Origin of the sequence: Legionella bononiensis (assembly GCF_016786215.1) — a bacterium.
GTDB classification, from domain to species: Bacteria; Pseudomonadota; Gammaproteobacteria; order Legionellales; family Legionellaceae; genus Legionella; species Legionella bononiensis.
The window spans coordinates 98,947-117,854 of the sequence record NZ_JADOBG010000007.1 but is presented as its reverse complement, the minus strand read 5'-3'; the positions used below and the strand labels follow the sequence as shown (position 1 = coordinate 117,854).

Here is an 18,908-nt window from a genome sequence, read left to right as displayed (position 1 = left end):
CTTAATAATATTTTGATATAATCTCACAATTCGTTTGTTTGTTGTTCAAGGTGTTGAAATATTAATATGATAAAATTCTCCCTGAGTGCTGTAAATGATGTGTTTTGTAAATTAATCATTAATGATCAATTTGTAAAATATATTAAGAAAAAAGATGTACCCAATTTAACTTCAGATCTAAAACAATGGTTGTTAGATAATAAAGTGTCTGTACCCGAACTTGATTTAACATCCAATCAAACGTATGAATTAAAATTTGATTCTTTGTCCCTTGAAAACAGTTTTTATCATGTATTAACTGTTGGCATCAGTAAAAAAGCAGTGGTACTGCCAACGGATCTGCAGTGCTCACCTATAGATAAAAAATTACCCGTACTATTTTCCTATGGGAGCCTTGAACGATTCCACAGGTACTGGGAGTCTCCCAGAGATTTAGGATTTTCCCTTTATGAGCAATTATCTCAAGATCTTATTGAAATTCCCTATGTAGACGAACCTGATGAATTTTTACAATTTTTTGATCGTGTAGCCTTTCATCAGAATCATGGAACAACTCATGCTATCAGGCAAATGGAATTAGCGACTAATTTCCTCACCTGTATTCAGTTAAATGGAAATAAGAAGTATCGTTTCATTGCTCAATCGTTTTCTGCTGAAGAGAATGCCTGTTTGCAGTTAGCAGCATTTTTATTTCGGTCGGGTAGAACAAATGAATTACCATGGCATGGCGATGGAACTTATGGACCACGTTCCGCGGCCATATTCAAACAAATAGCTTTAGAGTTAGAATTTAATCCTGTATTAGTTGATCTTATGGCAAACTGTTTTGATTATCATGCAGAAATTCAAGTTAAAAACCAATTAAACCAACATAGTATTGAAGAAACCAGAGAGAAAGCCCATTTATTCACTAAGCTATTGAAGTTAAGTCATGAAAGCGATTTGGTTCGATGTTTCGATAATTATCAAGAGATAAAAAGACCTATCGAAGAAGAATTAAGCAAGTTGCTTGATCCTAGTGTTAAAGTCAGTGCCGTCTCTGATCACTTTCTAGCATATGCGGTAACTCTTTGTCATCTGACAGGAGCCACGGTTACTGGAGCAAAATCCAAAGAACTCAATACTACATGGAATAGAAGACTGGCAGTAGAATCAGCCAATTCCCCTAAATTAGTGCTTTTTAAGCTGATATGCGTGAAGCCAGAATGTAATCCTAGTTTTATGCCACCAACACAATTATGGATTGAGGATGAGCATCATACTGAATTTGATAAGAAATCAGGTTCCTTTCTTCTTAAAGCGCATGACAAAAAAGGCCAGAATATTAAGTACGCTGATGGATGGGATCGTAAAAGTATTGATATGATTCCGACGGATAAATGCATTGATATAGAGAGGGAATATCTAAACACCCATGTTAGTGTCTATCACTCAACGACCAAAGCCAGCTATGCGTTGGATCTGTTCTGTCGTAAGTTGATACAACTGAAGGGAGGTTCGAATTCTATTGTCTGGATACGTGGAATTAACTCAAAACCCTCAGCTACTGCTACTGCCTGTGATAGTATTGACCAAATAAAAAAAATTATGTCTCAAGCTAATGCGTTGGATAATAATGAATATAATTTATGGCATTTATTATCCTGCAATCCGAGTTTGTGGCAAAATGCCGATTATGCATCTGATGAATCCAGTGTAGATTATTTTTATAATAATTTATCGGTCACTCAACTTGATTTTAAGCATTTAATCAATACTATTTTAGATAGTATGGGCTTATTGAAGGGACAGGAAGCACTACGAGAGGAGTTGCTCGCCAAGTTTAATAAACTGATTACAGATGAACGTTTTGGGAAGCAAGGGGTACTCTATCAATATTTAATTCCACATCATTTAGTTGATGAGATTGCCTATATATCAAAACAAAATGGAATTGTAGACAGTGACAATCCAAGCGCTCTCGAAACCTTAGTACAATTAAAGGCCTTTGGTGGGCAAGTACCAAACCAGTATACATTACAAGTACGTTTGTTCGTTCCCAAATTATTAAATGCTAAAATTGCTGAGCAATTAGTTGTTACCAACTATCTTAATATGAAGGATCAATTGCGTGAAGAATTTGAAAAAACAGTTAATGAATTGTCAGTGATGGCTTTTAAAGGACCGACACAGGCCCTTGTTGAAAAAGCGCCAGAAACTGAACCTCAGCATAGTTACAAGTTCTTCGATACCTTTATCAAGGGCGATCGTGATTTGAGTCAATACGTGGTGAAAAAGGAGGTTGTTCCTGCTGAAGATGAAGAGGAGTGCTTTTTGTTTTCTGATTCTGGTAGCGCTTCATTTTGGACATGCAGCACGAATTAAAATTTTTTCCTGTTCGTGCGTATTATTTAGTGGATATTTTAGCGCATTTTTGATACAATGTGCTCTTTGTTTTATAGCCTTAAGCATGCGTGTTGAAGAATTTGGTGCAAATTGAATCGTGTTGAGCAAGGCCCAACCCAATACTGTCGTTAGCCCATAGGCAGAGTAAAAGGAAATGGAATGTTTACGATTAAACTAGATTTTGTAGATTCAAATATTGTTGCTTTAAATATACAAAATGAATTTCAAAAATATATAAAAACAGCAGATTTAGATGCATTGAATCATATATTGACTCGATTTCTAAAAGAAATTAATTATTCATCTGTTGAGCGTTTGGATCATTTGAAGGTTGGGATGCAGTTGAACCTTGAATTAACTGATGACCAATTTAAGGAGCTTAAAAACCTCTTAGTAATAGGTCCAGATCGTGAACATATAGAACTACCTCTTGGTTTGGAATTCTCAGTTGAGTTTAATCGTCCAATTCTCATTGCTCACAGAAAACTTACCGAATTTATAGCGTATTGGAAGTTACCCAATGCAGAATTCATCAAATATCAATTATTTCAACTCCTATCCGAAGATATTATCGAAGTTCCCTACGTGGATAAGCCTCTTGAATATGACGTTCGGTGGAATAAATTTGCATTTCGTCCAAATCATGGGACGACACACAGTATTCGTTTGGTTAAACTGCTTAATACAGCACTAAAAAGTATACGATTAATTGCAATAGAACTACCTGCAGCGAATGTTTTAAATCCAGTCCTGACGCTTACGGATGAAGAAAAGAGCTGTCTCGAGTTGGCTTTGTTTTTATATCGTTCCGGGAGAACCAATGAAATGGGTTGGTCAAGTGATCCAGATTACAGTGTGCGTTCGGCGGAAATTTTTAGAAGAATTGCTTTAAAGTTGGAATATGACACGGATTTAGTACATGCGATTGTGAGCAGTTTTGATTATAAAAGTCCAATTCCAATGGTTAATCATTTTCTTGAGCCATTAACCGAAGGCAATAGAATAAAAATCGGTGTGTTTAAGCAGTTATTTAAATTGGTGCATAATGCCGATTTAATTCGATGTTTTTCAAGTCTGGATCCTATCTCTAAACAGGTAAAATCTGTGTTTTATATTCTGCTAGGTCCTATTGATGATGCGTTATTGAATGAATTAACTCATCAAACTCTGGTACTTGCAGCAAAATATTGTAAACAAACTGGTGCTTCAGTAGTCGTGAAAGAGTTACAGGCAGAATCAATGGGGACTTATTCTGGCAACCCATATGCAATGGTTAATACTGTTGCAGATGTAAAAAAAGCGTTTATAGATCTTTGTAGCATAGATTTTGATTGGAGTACTCTCATTAGTGATAAAAATAAAACGCAGCTTGATGGTACATCAGAGCATCAAGTCAATACAGTCTGCAGTTCATCATCTGAAAATAACCAATCCCCTAGCATAGTTGTACCTAACTCCGCGATACGAGATTATTCAGGAAGTGAGAGATTTTTCAGCAAAAATAATCGCTTTTTACAAAGAAATGTGAACGATTTTATGAACCCACCCTATAGAATTAAGAATTTATAGATTTGGATTTAATTGTGTATTTAGTCCTTCATTATTCATTGCATCTTCTAACAGCGTTTTAGTATGAGTAAATAATGCATTAAATTCATCTGTTGGAGGTTGATTATTTAATGCATCAGTCTGTTCTCTTTTGGGTAATTTACCGATAATGAACTCGGTAGATGATCGATTGGGGCAATGTCCTGGACTGGATAAGGATGAATCTATTGTATCAATCGAACCTTTTAACGGATTAGAGCAAGCATAACTTATCAATCCGCTTAAGAGGAACGCAACAAACAGGCCGATTGCAAAGCCTGCTGGATTTAATGATGCGGCAACAGCACCCCCAAGTCCTGCTGCCGTAGCACCCGGAAGACCCCATGAAACGATGAAAAAAGCAAATGCAAATAGTGCAATTAGGGCTGCAGCGACAACAGCATAAATAGAATGCTCTGCTTTAATTGGTGATTTGGTATTTGATTGAGATAACCAATTTATAAAAACGTGTTTATTAGGAATAATACTCTGTCCATTCACATGAAAAAGCGCGACTGATTTGTTTTCAGGGAAAACCAGATCTTTAAACACGCTGTTTTTAATTGATTTAATTGCATTCTGAATGATAAGTTTATTCGGTAGCGGACCAAGTTGCGCATGATCATGTAGTTCGTTATGCCACTCTTTCTCAATCTCCGTCAGATTGTTACTGTACTCATTGTCGAATTGTAACATCAACATATTGATTACTTCAAAATGGATGCTGTCAAGAATCAATCGGTCTATTAGTCTTATTTGCGCGTCACGTAAATCACTTTGTGCTGAGTGCCCGAAAAAATAACGGAGTCTATTTTCATTACTGCGCCCAATAAAATCATATATTTTTTTATGATTATTTGATAAAACACCTTTTAGTTCAGCATCAGTAATTTCCTTTTTGTCATAGCGAGCTGATAAACACTCTTTTAATTTCGTCAGGGTAGATAGTTTTTCTAAAAACAAGCGTTTGTATTCTTTCTCAAGCAGTGGTTTATTGGTAAAAATACATGCCATTTTATTCACCCTTTATCATAAATCAATTAAATTATCACTATACCAACCGCCCCTAAGAACTGGCCGGTTGGTATAATTATTAATCCATTTTAGGAGACGTAAGCAGAGCAGTGACCGGTGTAGGCGCCATCTTCTTTAAATCATCCCATTTTGACCACAACAATGCTTTGTAATCAGTATTGGTCACACTTGTCATGAAATAATCAATTGCTTGTTTAAATCCAGCATATGCATTGAGATCTAACCTTCGGGTTTCAACACTTATTTTTAAGTCATGTAACCTCAATTGTTGGTCACCGCTTGGCTGGGGTGATTTTTGGAAAAAGGAAGAAGGAGAGGTTATTAATGAATAGCCGAAGGAAAAGGCACTGGATATTAAACTCGGATTTTCCTCAACCCGTTCTGCTTCTTTGGGCCAGGCCATCATATACTCAGTTGTACATAACGGGGCCATTAATTTTATCATTCTTTGGATATCCGGGTTTAAAAGGTTCTGAGTATTATCAATGCGTTCATCGTAATGTGCATTACCGTTTTTTAAACACCAGTTATACAGGTGCTTCATCTCCGTTAATTGATTATAAAAATCAGAGATACTGAAACGCTCAAGGATAAAACCGGAAACACCGAAGTAGAGGCATGCGGACAGGATAGGATTAATAAAATCAGGGATGGGTAAAAATCTAGCGACAACGAATGAAGCTCCCCAGGCTTTCATACCATTACTTAAGGCTTGGTATACATACATGTAATTTGCGCTGTTTTCAAAATCATCAATGTATTTTTTCAGTGTATTCAGTTGTTCTACATTACTTGAATCAAAAGGTTTTGAAACTAAGGTTCTTATTTCGTCGCTTCGCTTTGCGCGTTCAGTTTCAATTGCCGCCATTCCACCAGCATTCAGTTTACCCACATCTCTCTCCTTGATATAAAAAATTCATTTTATACTATAAATTAAGGAAAGATTGAATGAGAATTTATCGATGAGTTCAAAATATTTAACAAATAATCAGTGCTATTGTATGATAATCACTCCTGATCTCATTCATCTCAATTTCCATTTATGATTCCAACACTACAAATTACTATTAATCCAGAACAATTTTATAACTGGAATGCAGGGACTAGTAATGATGAGTTGGTTCTAAATTCCTTTCTACAGAGCAGTGCTTCAGAGGGTGTGTGGCACAGTAAGCAGAGTTATGAATACACCTTTAATAATACTCACTATAAATTTAATTTTACTCAGTCCTTCATTAAGCGACAGCGAAAAGAGGGTAAGTCCGGATATAAAGTATCAATATTTGATACCAGCAAAACTCCTTTAGGCAAGGGTGGGTATGCCGTAGTGTATCCTATTATTTCTACCTTTATTCGATATGATGAAGGTCAGATACATGCAAAATCTGGAAGGCCTAAACTGGTTAAAATCCAGGATCATAGTGAAATAGATAAGACGCAATCAATACATAATGAATATGAGAAACTGGTTCAGGCAGGACATTTACGCGTTAAGAAACCCATTTTTTCTGAGTATGCACATGGTAAAAAGAGTTATTTGATTATTGAGCAGGCACAAGGTTATAACCTTGAACAGATATTAAATCCCCAAAAACGCAAAAGAATTAACGATAAAATTCCCCGATTATCCATTGATAAACGTCTTGGACTAACTATAGCCATCTTGAATGCAATCAAATCACAGGTGATGGATCGCAAACTGGTACATAGAGACATAAAGCCCGGAAATATAATGATAGATCTCAATCAAGATCCTCCCAAGGTAATCTTGATTGACTATGGCTTTGCAATCGATCAGGGGCAACAAGATTTTCGAAGGCTTGGAACACGAGCCTATCGTTCACCAGAATCATTTAAGAGTAAACCGATATATACAACCAGCTCAGATATTTATTCAGCAGGCAGGGTATTAAGCTATTTATGGGGCGATGATCATCAGAACTATTACATCAGACGTTCAAAAGAATATGACTATATAAAAACCAAATCCACCAATGAACAGTTGTTTTCTCTTCCTGAAATTCAATTGTACCTGGATGAGGTCGATCAAAACAAAATTAAAGGGTGCCTTAATCGTATGCTGGCAGAACACCCGTTAGAGAGACCATCAATAGATGAGGTAATTACTCTGTTTTCAAATATTGATAGAGAACACTATAAAGATGAGGATACAACAAAATATGATATATCCTGTTTAAATGAATTTGAACACAAAACAAATCTTCAGATTATCCTCATAAAAAGGCATTTGAATATCATGAGAAATAAAGAGAAGGATTTACGTAACAGAAACTGTACTGCTGCAGCGGATGTAATGCAGCATTTGGAACAAACAATGACTCGAAATACTGAGTATCTCGAGGAGCATCTGAATCCATCCGTGCTGCTACGATATCGAAAAAAATGTCTGTCAGCTATTAACGGGGCAAAAAATACATTATCTGCACATCGAGATGTTCATTGGATATTGGCTGAAACAGCAATGGCGCTAGCTCTGCTTGGTATGGGATATCTCATTGCTTTAGGTATTAATTATTACTTAACTGGCAGATTGGGTTTTTTTTCTCAAACTAAATCAGATCAAATAACTGACTCGCTTAAAAATATTGTCTCAATTGATTTGAGTTCTGCATAAATCTGTAAGAAGCTGTATAGAATTACACATTATTTTAAAATATAAAATCAGACGATTTGGGATTATCTTATGAAACTTGCAACCATTTTTAAATTAATGCGTTTTTGGCCTCCATTTTGGGGGGCTGGAATAAGCGTTAAAAGTTTTAACAAGGACATGAGTTGCATCGAAGTTCAAATGAAAATGCGATTTTGGAATAAAAATTATGTGGGTACCCATTATGGCGGATCTTTATATTCAATGACCGATCCATTTTATATGCTGATGCTAATGAATTTATTAGGAAAAAATTATATTGTATGGGATAAATCTGCTTCTATACGTTATAAAATTCCAGCAAGAGGAACTGTTTTTGCTAAATTTGAATTAACTGAAGAACAAATTGAACGTTTTAAACAGGAAATTGAACAAACTAATAAAATTGAACCCGAGTTTATTATTGAAGTTAAAAATACTGATGGTGATGTTATTACTGTAGTTAAAAAAGTAATTCATATATCTAAAAAACAGAATAAATGGCTGAAAGAGAATCATTAGAGTGGGGGTCGAAACAGAACACGTGACATTACGATTTGATCGGTTGGATCTTAAATACAGGGATGCAGTGCCAGCACATTAGTTATTGGCATTATATGATTTAATTCAATTTAAATAAGTGTTTAATGGCATGATAATAACAGAACAAGATTCAAATAATGTTAATGAAACTGATGATCATTCAGCAAATAACAGGAATGCTGTAAACGAAGCTAATGCAGAAAATAACCCTACTAATAGTGAACTTGTGACTGGTGACACTGGTAGTACATCAACGAGTACTTCTGGCAGTAATCCTGTAGTTAAGATAACAGGCTCCTTTACTCAGGCTTATGTGATAGATACTTTGGCTTCTTATGCAACAAAAAGTGCAACATCCGCTGTCGTTATACCTCTTATGGGAATGAAGCAATTGAATCAAGCTTTGGGTGGATTATTAATAATTACACCGATTATTTCCAATCTGTTAACCTATATCCCGATGACCTGGCGAGTGAACAAAAATGGAGGTAAAAGAGAAGCGATAGCTTTGATGTCACTTACTTTGGCGGGGATGACTAGCCTGACAATTTTATTTTCCTGTACGGACATTACTACAGTTAATGGATTTGATTGGCGTTATGGGATTATGCTTGCTTCCGGCTTTTTAATAGGTCATGGAGCTGGTGTAAATCTGCTTATGATTGATACGTTAAAATGGGTACCTAAAAAGAGTTATGTCCCCAATTTACAATTGCTTTATTCGTTTTTAGTTGACTCAACTGCTGTAACCACGCCTATAGCGACTTATTTTTTAAGTCGATTTGGTTATTATGTTCCATTTTCGATTTATTCCGGGCTGATCCTTGCTGGAGGATTAATCGAGTTGATATTTGGAAATCCATCACCTTATCATCAGTTCAGAGCTAAATTTCCCCATGAGAGAGCAAAAGAATTGGCTGTTGAATCCGGTCAATTGGATGAGTTTCTTACAACGAATTATGATGATGTCTCCATAATGGATATGTTGAGAGAAAATGTGACTGTGTTATTTGACAGACGCTCCTTGCTTTTAGGATTTACGTTATTTGCTTCTTTAGGAAGCTTCTTTGTCTCGAGAACAGTTTTACCCAGGCTGTTGGCTAATGGGTTTGGATTAACCCCTGATGAAGCAATAGTTACCTCTTCTTTGGCAAATTTGATTACCATACTTGCTCGACCTGTTGCTTCGAAAATGATTTTATATCTCGATAATAAATCAGGAGGAGTTAAAATTCATATTCTCGGATGCGGAATGGCCATTATTGGTTCAACTGCATTAGCCGTAGGTAATTTACCGCGTTGGGGGTTATATACCAGCCTGGCTATTAATAATACGGGATTTGGAATTAACATGACTACCCCATTAAGTATTGCTTCTTCACCTTCATGGTCTGCTCCCAGTGATGGAACACTCAAAAAGGTTAATCCCTCTACAATGTTTGGGTTGTTCGGATCAATAGGAGCTCTTGGTGGAATCATGCTGCCCATCTTATTGGGATTGTTAGTCGATGAAAGTGGCGAGAAATGGTATAAACAGTATTTTTATTTAATTGTGGCCATGATGTTAATATCTGCCATTGGTGTTCCTATTATTAATTATCAGGTAAATCGAAAGCCAGGAGATAGCCTTTTTAAAAGTGCCGTGTCGTTTTTTGGCAGGACATTTAATGCCAGTGGAATGGAACAATATGCGGTAAGAAATGAAGAAGCAACGGATGTTGAGGCGCAGGAAAATCGAAACTCTATTTATGTCGATGCATTTATTTGACAAGAACTTGATGGCTTTATAACAGGGAATGATACAATGGATCAGAACAGATCAAATTTCAGATGGGTAATTGTTGCTCTGTTATTTATAGTTACAGTCATAAATTATATTGATCGAGCTTCTATAGCGTATGCAATAGAAGACATTACCAAAGAATTTCAGTTGACTGAGGGGCAGGTTGGATTGGTTCTTGGCGCATTTGGGGTGGGTTATGCTGTCACCACTTTTTTAGGAGGCATAGCCGCAGATCGATACGGCGCTAAACTGACTTTTATTGTCGCCATCTTTTTTTGGGGTGTCGGTTCACTATTTACAGGGCTGGCAACCGGTTTTTTAATGGTATTTATGGCTCGAGTGGTATTGGGATTGGCAGAAGGACCGAATTTTCCCGCCTTATCTCGTGCGATAAGCGACTGGCTTTCTGAGTCCGAGCGAACTCGGGCTTTATCACTGGCTTTAATCTCTGTACCCATCTCACTCGCTGTCGGTGGCCCTATAGTGTCCCAATTGATTCTTATGTTCTCCTGGAGAGGGACATATTATTTTTTAACTGTTCTTGCTCTCGTATGGATCCCGATTTGGTGGTGGTTATTTCATGATAAACCAGATGATTCACCTTATGTGAATCAAAAGGAATTGAATTATTTAAAAGAAACCGTAATTAGCGAACCGAATCCTAATAAAAATAAAATTACCTGGTATTACTTGTTTACTAATAAAACATTACTTGCTAACAACTGGGCTTTTTTTGTGTTTGGTTATTATTTATTCTTTTTTATGACCTGGTTACCCAGTTATTTAAATCAGGTATATCACCTCAATTTAAAACAAATTGGACTTTATTCTATTGCACCCTGGTTGCTTGCCGCATTAATGATGTGGGGAGTAGGGGGTTTATCAGACACTATTTTAAAAAAGACCAGGAGTTATCGTCTATCCCGTTCTTATCCGATATTTATTTCTCAATTACTCTCCGCTGTCTGTATCATTCCTGTCATCTTAATAAACGATATAGTGTACGCGATGATTTTTATTTCATTGGCGGTAGGATTTGCCATGAGTGCTAATGCGTCTTATTATGCAGTCAACATCGATCTCGTTAAAGAAAAGGCAGGTACTGCTTTAGGTATTATGGATGCAGTTTTTGCTATTGCCGGGTTTTTAGCCCCAACACTCACCGGTTTTACCATTTCATTGACCGGTCACTTTGAGGCAGCATTTTATTTATTGGCCCTTTTAGCCCTGTCATCCTCCATAGTAACTTTGGTTTTTCATAATAGAAACTAGATTGTTAAAGAGGATTTAAAGAGTTTTTAAATACATCAGGATTGTTTCGTCTTAAATTTTAAGGTTCTAGAATTACATGAAAAGCAAATTAAAACTGAATCGTGTACATCATATAGCAATAATTTGCTCCAATTATGAGGAATCTAAAAAATTTTATACCCGAGTATTAGGTTTAACGATAATTAAAGAACAATTTAGAGCTAACAGGCAATCCTATAAACTGGATCTTGCTCTAAATGGCGATTACATCATAGAGTTATTTTCATTTCCGAATCCACCAAAGCGAAGAACCAGGCCAGAAGCTACGGGATTAAGACATCTGGCCTTTGCAGTGGATAATGTAATTGAAGCGGTCGAACAATTAAAACAACAGAACATTCACGCAGAACCTATAAGGATTGACGAAATTACTATGAAAGCGTTTACCTTTATAGTTGATCCGGACAATCTACCGATAGAGCTTTATGAACAATAAGGTCAATACCTATCTGGAAAAATAGGTATTGAGTAACTTTAATGTTATAGGTTTTAAAACCTGGCTTCCGGCAGGTGATAAAGATACCGCACCATATGACTTATCGGTCGATGCCGGTACTTTATCGGTCAGATTACTTATGAAAATGTACTGTTGTTGACCCTGTTCAATGAATCCAACAAACCAACCATCTCTTAGTTTACTGGGATTTGATAAGCGTTCATTTCGTCCATGGCGTCCAGAACCTGTTTTACCATAATAGGCAGCGCCATTATCTAAGGTGCCCAAGTACATATTCTTTTTAGTATGAAGAACGGCTTCGTTACTGATTGGCAACTCATTGCCAAGCATACTGTTCAGGAACTTTAGTTGTTCAAAACCAGAGATTTTTAGACTACTACCCAACCAGGCGTGGGTTAATCCATTATTTTTTCCTGGATCACCTGTAAAATCCTGATTGCCATAATCAAACCCCGCAAGATAATGTTTTATACGAGCATAACCTATCTGTGGAGTAAGCAGCTGAGATACCCAGACAGACGAATATTTAAGCCAGGTATAGGGCGTCAGATCCTGATTCCAGTCTGGTAAATCTCGTTTAATGCCATCCCATTTAAATGTGGTGTTTTGATTAATAATACCTTGATTAAATGCCATGAGTGACAAGGGTATTTTAAAAGTAGAATCGGGTGAAATTCGCTCATTACAATAATTATCAGGATTATACTCGCTGATGATCTTCGCTTCATTAACACTGTAGAGAATAAAGCACGCATTGTATTGACTTAACAAGTTTGAATAATCTTGTTTCGTAATTGTACTGGCTGAGGAAGATAGGGCGATTATTGCTAAAAGAAAAGCTAACACTTGGTTCATTATTCAATTCGTTTATTGGAAATTAAAGGAGTTGAGATAATATTCCTATAGATAAATTTGTACAAGTAGTATGCATCTAAACAAGAAAAAAATCGTGTGTCATGGCGTTGTTCAGGCGGGTTGAATAGTCATACAGTTCATACCCATTATAAATGATATTTTATAGGGAAATATGATAAAATGCTCAATTTATGATCTAAGTGACATTATAAGGGGTTTTATGAAAGTTGCGTTTTTTATCAGCAGTGCTGGCGATACTGATTTAGCGTTAAAAACTATTAAGGCAATGGAACTAAAGAATGAGTGTAAAACGGTACTTGTTTCTTTAACAAAAACTGCTGATGAGCGTGTGAACACGTTTGAGTCTACATCGCTACTTCAAAAATATAATATTAGTGGAATTTTGAACCTTGTACCCGGACTGTATCCTGCGAGTATATCCTCAGAAGAACAACGTTCAAGCATCATTAATTTCGTTGAACAGCAGCAATTTGATTATGTTTATCTGGGTGTACCATCAGTAAACAATACAATGCCATTTCAGATAGCGGAGTTCATTAGTGATAAACCGGTGCTCATAGCTTATGAATATATGTTTAAATCAGACGCACATTGTCTATGGCAACATGTTCCATTATTGAAAGAAAAAGCCAATGTTCAATGGGCTGTACCTTTAAAAGACGCGTTAAATGATTTTGAACTGGTGGATCAAGACAAGTTACATATTACAGGTCATTTGAGTATTGATAATGCATTTTTAGCGAGCCCCGCAACATCATCCAGTATTGATTCAATACGAGAGCAACTGCAGGTTCCGAGTCAGCAATCACTAGCCTTTATAAGCAGTACGACACAGCCAGTGAGTGTTGATGAACAATTTATTGAGTGTGTATTGCAAGAGCTTCAACAAACTCCCAATATGCACGTTCGTCTCGGTCTTCATCCTGGCATACAGGATTTTGATACTTATCTTGAGAAAATCCTTTCGGTTTACCGCAAATATCCCGCTATAAGCGCTCAATTTAAAATTATATTACCTGAAAATATCGTATCTAAAATCAAGTTGCCTGAATTATCCATTAATGCCCCTGAGTATCAGGATGTTTTTTTAAGAGTCAATATCAATGGTAATGACGCAGCTTGTGCTGCGGATAGAGTCGCACAGGCTGTGCCGGGTGCTTTACTCAATCAAGCTATTCTGGAGGGAAAGCCAGCTTATTCTCATTTGGGTAAGCCTTATCTGCCCCAAAGTTATTTTTCGAGCAGCATATCAGGATTTTTTGCAGGAGTTCGTCAATCTCCCAAAATTAAATCAGATTTGGGTTTAGATGAAAGGACAGCACCTGAGCGCTTTGCCGATCTTATTTTAAAGTGAACTAATTACTGATGTTGGCATCCATTGCCATTCCAAGGCGAAGCAATCCACAACAAAACTTTATTCGATCTGTGTTCTGGATTGTTTCACTTTGTTTGAAAAGACGTACGTTTACACTGAAAGGTATGTATCTTATTTGAAACGTATGACTCGTAAATTGGTCATTCTTCAACGATATGCGCTGTGCAATGTGAATTAATATCTTCAGCAATAAAATCAATAAATGAACGTACTGCTGGTATTAAACCACGTCTGGAGGGGTAAATTACATAGAGGCTTGCCTCAGGTAAGGACCACTCAGACAATACCGGAACTAATAGACCTGTTTTAATTTCCTCTCGATAGAGTTCTTCGGGCAATAAAGTAATACCCAAATGAGATAAAGCTGCTTGTTTCAGTACTAACCAATCATTGCTTTCCAATACGGGTTGAAAATTAATGTTAATTTGACGACCATCCCTATGGGTTAATGAGTATTGAGCGATCCCCTCATTACGTGTTTTGGCAAAACAATTAAAGTTAACCAGATCTTGTGGTGATTCCGGAGAACCGTATTGATTTAGATATTCAGGGCTTGCCAGTAAAGAACTTCTACTCAATCCTAATTTCCTGACAACAAGACTGGAGTCATTGAAATTATTGGCTTGAAATCGAATGGCAACATCAAAACCCTCCTGAATCAGATCCACGGAGCGATCAGTGGCATTGAGCAATATGTGAACGTCTTTATAGCGCTCCATGAATCGGGTAATGGTTTGGGCGAACAGGGATTGAGCAAATAATGCAGGGCAGGTCACTCGAATCCGGCCACGCGGGGTACTTTGTACTTGCAAGGCAGCCTCTTGTGCATATTCAGCTTCACTAACCATGGCTTTGCAGTGTTGATAAAAAATTTGGCCAATATCCGTCAATGCAAGCTTTCTTGTCGATCGATGAAGGAGACGTACACCTAAATGCTCTTCAAGGTCGCTGATTCGTCGACTGATTTTTGATTTGGTAATTCCTATGCTTTGGCCTGCTTTTGTAAAATTACTGTGCTCCACAACCAGATAGAAAAAATACAAATCATTAAGATCCAATAACATGTAATTCTCAAATTAAGAGAGCCTATACTCCTATTATAACAGTTATTGGTGTTAATAATAGGACAATGTTTCGTAAAATAATCATCTAATCATTTATTGGTTCAAATACTATGATAATAATAGAACCAATAGATAAGGAATGATGAAATGAAATTATTAGCAATTGATTCAAGTATATTAAATAAGTCTTCAGTTTCTCGCCAACTAACCCGTAGCTTTATTAGTCAATGGCAACAGCTTTATCCAGAAACTCAAGTGACTTATCGAGATTTGCATGCTCAACCGATTAATCATTTATCGCAAACTATTCTTAGTGCCTATAATTCAGATCCCGCGCAGATTTCTCCGGTAATTAAAGAAGAGCTGGAATTATCCGGGCAATTAATATCTGAATTTTTGAATGCAGAGGTACTGGTTATAGGTGCTCCCATGTATAACTTTTCTGTACCATCACAATTAAAAACCTGGATTGATCGGGTTTTGGTTGCAGGAAAAACCTTTAAATACGTTGATGGGAAAGTGCAAGGATTAGCCTCTGGGAAACAGGTTTTTATAATTTCCAGTCGAGGTGGTTATTACAATGCAGAACCGATGTTAAGTCTTGATCATCAGGAACGCTATTTAACTACGGTGTTAAATTTTGTTGGTATTACCGATATACACTTTATCAGAGCCGAAGGGGTGAACATAGGAGAACAGATAAGAATTCAAGCGTTACAGCATGCAGAGACAAGGATTAGACAATTATTGGAATTACAGGTCGCTTAAAAGTGATTCCAATTGTTCTGCATTAAGCTCCAATCAAATAACCATCCCTAAGTGAGTTTGCTGTTACGCAGCTCTCTTAGGGGGTAATCTTGGATTTAAATGTATTATTCAGGCCTTGAGCATAATTATTGAGTCTTCTTCGTTTGTAACATAAATATTACAAATTAGTTAAAAAAAATCGCAAATGTTACTGTATTGTTAAGAACAGTTAATATTTCGTTAAGTATTGGGTGATATTATTGTGCTGAACTTAACCAAAGCGGAGAAATCATGTCAATACTTTCGAGTCTTTATTCAGGGTTACAAAATTCCTTTAGCGCAGTAACCTCAGCTATAAGCAATACCGGATCCCGAATTCTGAAGGGTGCAACTAATGCGGTGGGGGGCTTAATAGGCAGAACCTCAGCAGGAGTGATTATGGATGAACTTCTGCCAGCTACTAACAAACCAGAATCTGAACAAGTAACAGAGCCAAATGGCGTAGTTGAAACAATTCAAGACTTACTGGGCAAAGCCGGTTCTGCAGCAACTGAATTAGTTAATCAAACCAAAAAACGAGTCATAAAGGAGGTAGCAATGGCAGCATTTGATACTACGATAAATGAAATAAAGGGGCATGTTGTAGAAGGTGTAGCATCTTTAGGTGCTCAGCTGGGACAAAGTGCTGCGGAAAAGTTGGAATCAGTGATACTCGATGGATCCCAATCTTTAGACTCAACCCTGGGTACAATAGGGAAGAAATTTAGAAGTTTATTAGCAGGTTATAAAGAAAAGATTGATACTAACTTACAAAAAGACGGTTTATCTGCCTCTGAACAGTTAGGGTATAATCTTGCAAGTCTTCTTCATGATAAATTATCTGATTTAGGCGACGCATGCTTTCAAGCAAAGAAACTCTCTATAGATGCCTTTAAGCAGCAAAGCACTGATGCTATCAATAGAGCGAAACCTGCTATAGAAAAAGAGTTGGGAGCAGTGTTTGTAAACTTGTTGTTAACTCCTATTACTTCTTTCTTGCAAGGCCTAATGACTAATGTAATGAAGAGTATCTTTAGCTTCTTTAAAGAAAGTTCTAGCCCAACTATAGCTCCTGTTAAATCAGAAGCCAATATAGCGGTAGAATCAAATCCAGCGGTTGAATCAGATTCAGTGTTTGAATCAAACCCGGTGGTTGTTGATGAGGCTAATGAAGGACTACGAATGAGATAGATTAAATCTGGTCTATTTTGAAATGCCTGATTTTTTTAATTTCAGGCATTTTTTTTGATTAAACGAGTACATTACTCCATCAACTCCTATTAACAACTCCTCTTCCTGAACGTTTAATACGCGATCTATTTCTCAAGCCATATAATTGTAACTTGGAATAAAATTGTAGAAACTGTTATAGCGTGTTTTATTAAATAGGTTTCAGTTAGACTGAGATTCAATGCCGTTTTAACATGTTATGAAATCATACAAGGATGTCCAAATGATAAGATATTTTATTTCTGTCACAATAATGATTGGTCTGATGAATGCTGTATGGGCTTTACCCTGGCTGCCTCAGGGCAATAAAATCTTGAAATCACCATCACAAAATTCTTCCGCATCCCAAGATCATCAATTAAATTTTTCTGGGGTATGGATAGGGGAGTGTGATAATAATCCTGCGGTAGATATCGCAATCAAGCATGATGAAAATCAATTAAAAATATCTTATGGATTTATGGAAGAACACTATGTATTAGGAGAAGTTAAGTCTAATGCGTCTTTTAATGTCAATGCATCAGAACACAGTACGACTACCGTTCGCTGGAGTACTGATTATTCAGCATTGATTTTTATTAATACTGATTTCTTTGTGAATCCGGAAAGTGCATTAAATGTATTTTTTAGTAAAGTCTCTATGACATTAAAGGACCATCAATTATTTATTAAAGGTCAGTATTATCATACCGATGGAACTAATGATGATATGAATCAAGAGATAATTTCGTGCGTTTACCATCAAAAATAGGTGTTTCTACACAATGGATATTTTAGAGTTACATACCTTTTTTAATATTTTGTATGAGATTGGTTAGTATTTTCCTGGGCCCAATCTCCACAAAATCAGCTTCCCCATGATCAAGCAAATACTGAATGCTTTGTGACCAGTTAACTGAATGGGTTATCTGGTTTTCAAGACAATCCGGAATTTCAGTGACCGAGGTAGGTTTTGCATGAATATTTGATATCACCTGGATGCATGGGGGTAAAAAGGTAAATTGTTTAATAAACTCTGAAAATACCTGTTGCGCTGCATTCATATAGGGTGAATGAAAGGCTCCACTTACTTTTAAAGGAATGTAAGCCATTGCACCTGCAGATTCAAAACACTTTTGCGCTGACATAATATCCTGAGCTGGCCCTGAAATAACGAGTTGAGTGTAACTGTTATAATTCGCAATACTTAGAGTATTGAGTTGATTGTATTGCAACACGGACACTATTTGTTCTTCTCTTAATCCAAGGATTGCGGCCATTCCACCACCTTGTGCTGTACTCATTAATTCACCGCGTTTTTGTACCAGTTTTAAACCCGTTGCAAAATCAAAAACTTCTGCGGCATGCAACGCATTGTATTCCCCCAGACTGTGCCCAGCGACAAAATCAGGTTTATTCGGATTTTCCTGTAATTTTTTTAAATAGGACAGGGCATTAACGACAAAGAGGGCGGGTTGAGTATATTGTGTTTGGTTGAGTAATTGATTTTCGTCGTTTAGGCACAAGGCAACAATATCATATCCAAGAATGCTGTTAGCCTGTTGAACATAGGTATCGAATTCATTAAATAAGTCGCTTCCCATCCCGATTACTTGTGAGCCTTGGCCTGGGAAAATGTAAGTTGTCATAAAAAAATTATCCCTAAAAGGTTACGTATTATTAATCAACTCTTTGATTAACTTTAGAATATTTCGTCACAGTTTTCAAAAATTACTGGTGTATCTTATTATTTATAAAGTAAGAAAGCTCTTATTTGGTGAGGAGATTGTAAATTTTAAAGATCGCCATCATAGTGAACATTGCGTTAAGCTTAACAATAGACTATG

At 36.6% G+C, this 18,908-nt stretch carries 16 protein-coding genes; 11 read left to right on the top strand and 5 right to left on the bottom strand.

The window, feature by feature from the left end; genetic code table 11:
• Positions 1 to 66 precede the first annotated feature (66 nt).
• Positions 67 to 2,364 (top strand): SidE phosphodiesterase domain-containing protein, encoded by a 2,298-nt coding sequence (locus IZU94_RS04815; protein ID WP_203108550.1) that lies wholly within the window; start codon positions 67 to 69, stop codon positions 2,362 to 2,364.
• 180 nt (positions 2,365 to 2,544) lie between these two features.
• Positions 2,545 to 3,954: a SidE phosphodiesterase domain-containing protein gene (locus tag IZU94_RS04810; protein WP_203108548.1), complete on the top strand. Its 1,410-nt coding sequence runs from the start codon at positions 2,545 to 2,547 to the stop codon at positions 3,952 to 3,954.
• Here the strand turns inward: IZU94_RS04810 and IZU94_RS04805 are convergent.
• Together IZU94_RS04805 and IZU94_RS04800 are read right to left on the bottom strand one after the other, a co-directional pair.
• Positions 3,949 to 4,986 (bottom strand): hypothetical protein, encoded by a 1,038-nt coding sequence (locus tag IZU94_RS04805; protein ID WP_203108546.1) that lies wholly within the window; start codon positions 4,984 to 4,986, stop codon positions 3,949 to 3,951. The genes IZU94_RS04810 and IZU94_RS04805 overlap by 6 nt on opposite strands.
• A 79-nt stretch (positions 4,987 to 5,065) precedes the next feature.
• A complete protein-coding gene (locus IZU94_RS04800; RefSeq protein ID WP_203108544.1) occupies positions 5,066 to 5,899 on the bottom strand; it encodes a hypothetical protein in 834 nt (277 codons plus the stop codon).
• A gap of 150 nt (positions 5,900 to 6,049) precedes the next feature.
• Between IZU94_RS04800 and legK1 the strand changes: the two genes are divergently transcribed.
• The 5 genes from legK1 to gloA2 all read left to right on the top strand — a co-directional run bounded on the left by legK1 (position 6,050) and on the right by gloA2 (position 11,730).
• A complete protein-coding gene (gene legK1 / locus IZU94_RS04795; RefSeq protein WP_203108542.1) occupies positions 6,050 to 7,642 on the top strand; it encodes a Dot/Icm T4SS effector kinase LegK1 in 1,593 nt (530 codons plus the stop codon).
• Positions 7,643 to 7,711: 69 nt separating this feature from the next.
• Positions 7,712 to 8,179 (top strand): DUF4442 domain-containing protein, encoded by a 468-nt coding sequence (locus tag IZU94_RS04790; protein WP_203108540.1) that lies wholly within the window; start codon positions 7,712 to 7,714, stop codon positions 8,177 to 8,179.
• 130 nt (positions 8,180 to 8,309) lie between these two features.
• The gene (locus IZU94_RS04785; protein ID WP_203108538.1) at positions 8,310 to 9,968 is read left to right on the top strand and encodes an MFS transporter; all 1,659 of its coding nucleotides are present in this window, start codon (positions 8,310 to 8,312) and stop codon (positions 9,966 to 9,968) included.
• Positions 9,969 to 10,004: 36 nt separating this feature from the next.
• The gene (locus IZU94_RS04780) at positions 10,005 to 11,255 is read left to right on the top strand and encodes an MFS transporter (RefSeq protein WP_203108536.1); all 1,251 of its coding nucleotides are present in this window, start codon (positions 10,005 to 10,007) and stop codon (positions 11,253 to 11,255) included.
• 76 nt (positions 11,256 to 11,331) lie between these two features.
• Entirely contained in the window at positions 11,332 to 11,730 is a 399-nt protein-coding gene (gene gloA2 / locus IZU94_RS04775; RefSeq protein ID WP_203108534.1) for an SMU1112c/YaeR family gloxylase I-like metalloprotein, read from the top strand.
• Between the two features lie 9 nt (positions 11,731 to 11,739).
• On the opposite strand, the gene IZU94_RS04770 is transcribed toward gloA2, so the two are convergent.
• The gene (locus IZU94_RS04770; protein WP_203108532.1) at positions 11,740 to 12,606 is read right to left on the bottom strand and encodes a penicillin-binding transpeptidase domain-containing protein; all 867 of its coding nucleotides are present in this window, start codon (positions 12,604 to 12,606) and stop codon (positions 11,740 to 11,742) included.
• A 220-nt stretch (positions 12,607 to 12,826) separates the two neighbouring features.
• Between IZU94_RS04770 and IZU94_RS04765 the strand changes: the two genes are divergently transcribed.
• A complete protein-coding gene (locus IZU94_RS04765; RefSeq protein WP_203108530.1) occupies positions 12,827 to 13,981 on the top strand; it encodes a hypothetical protein in 1,155 nt (384 codons plus the stop codon).
• A gap of 161 nt (positions 13,982 to 14,142) precedes the next feature.
• Here IZU94_RS04765 and IZU94_RS04760 read toward each other — a convergent pair whose 3' ends face one another.
• Positions 14,143 to 15,066: a LysR substrate-binding domain-containing protein gene (locus IZU94_RS04760; RefSeq protein WP_203108528.1), complete on the bottom strand. Its 924-nt coding sequence runs from the start codon at positions 15,064 to 15,066 to the stop codon at positions 14,143 to 14,145.
• Positions 15,067 to 15,213: 147 nt separating this feature from the next.
• Between IZU94_RS04760 and IZU94_RS04755 the strand changes: the two genes are divergently transcribed.
• The 3 genes from IZU94_RS04755 (at position 15,214) to IZU94_RS04745 (ending at position 17,833) form a co-directional block, all read left to right on the top strand.
• Entirely contained in the window at positions 15,214 to 15,834 is a 621-nt protein-coding gene (locus IZU94_RS04755) for an FMN-dependent NADH-azoreductase (RefSeq protein ID WP_203108526.1), read from the top strand.
• A 270-nt stretch (positions 15,835 to 16,104) separates the two neighbouring features.
• Positions 16,105 to 17,043 (top strand): hypothetical protein, encoded by a 939-nt coding sequence (locus IZU94_RS04750; RefSeq protein WP_203108524.1) that lies wholly within the window; start codon positions 16,105 to 16,107, stop codon positions 17,041 to 17,043.
• Positions 17,044 to 17,305: 262 nt separating this feature from the next.
• Entirely contained in the window at positions 17,306 to 17,833 is a 528-nt protein-coding gene (locus IZU94_RS04745; protein ID WP_203108522.1) for a hypothetical protein, read from the top strand.
• A 28-nt stretch (positions 17,834 to 17,861) separates the two neighbouring features.
• On the opposite strand, the gene fabD is transcribed toward IZU94_RS04745, so the two are convergent.
• Positions 17,862 to 18,710 (bottom strand): ACP S-malonyltransferase, encoded by an 849-nt coding sequence (gene fabD / locus IZU94_RS04740; RefSeq protein ID WP_203108520.1) that lies wholly within the window; start codon positions 18,708 to 18,710, stop codon positions 17,862 to 17,864.
• Positions 18,711 to 18,908 lie beyond the last annotated feature (198 nt).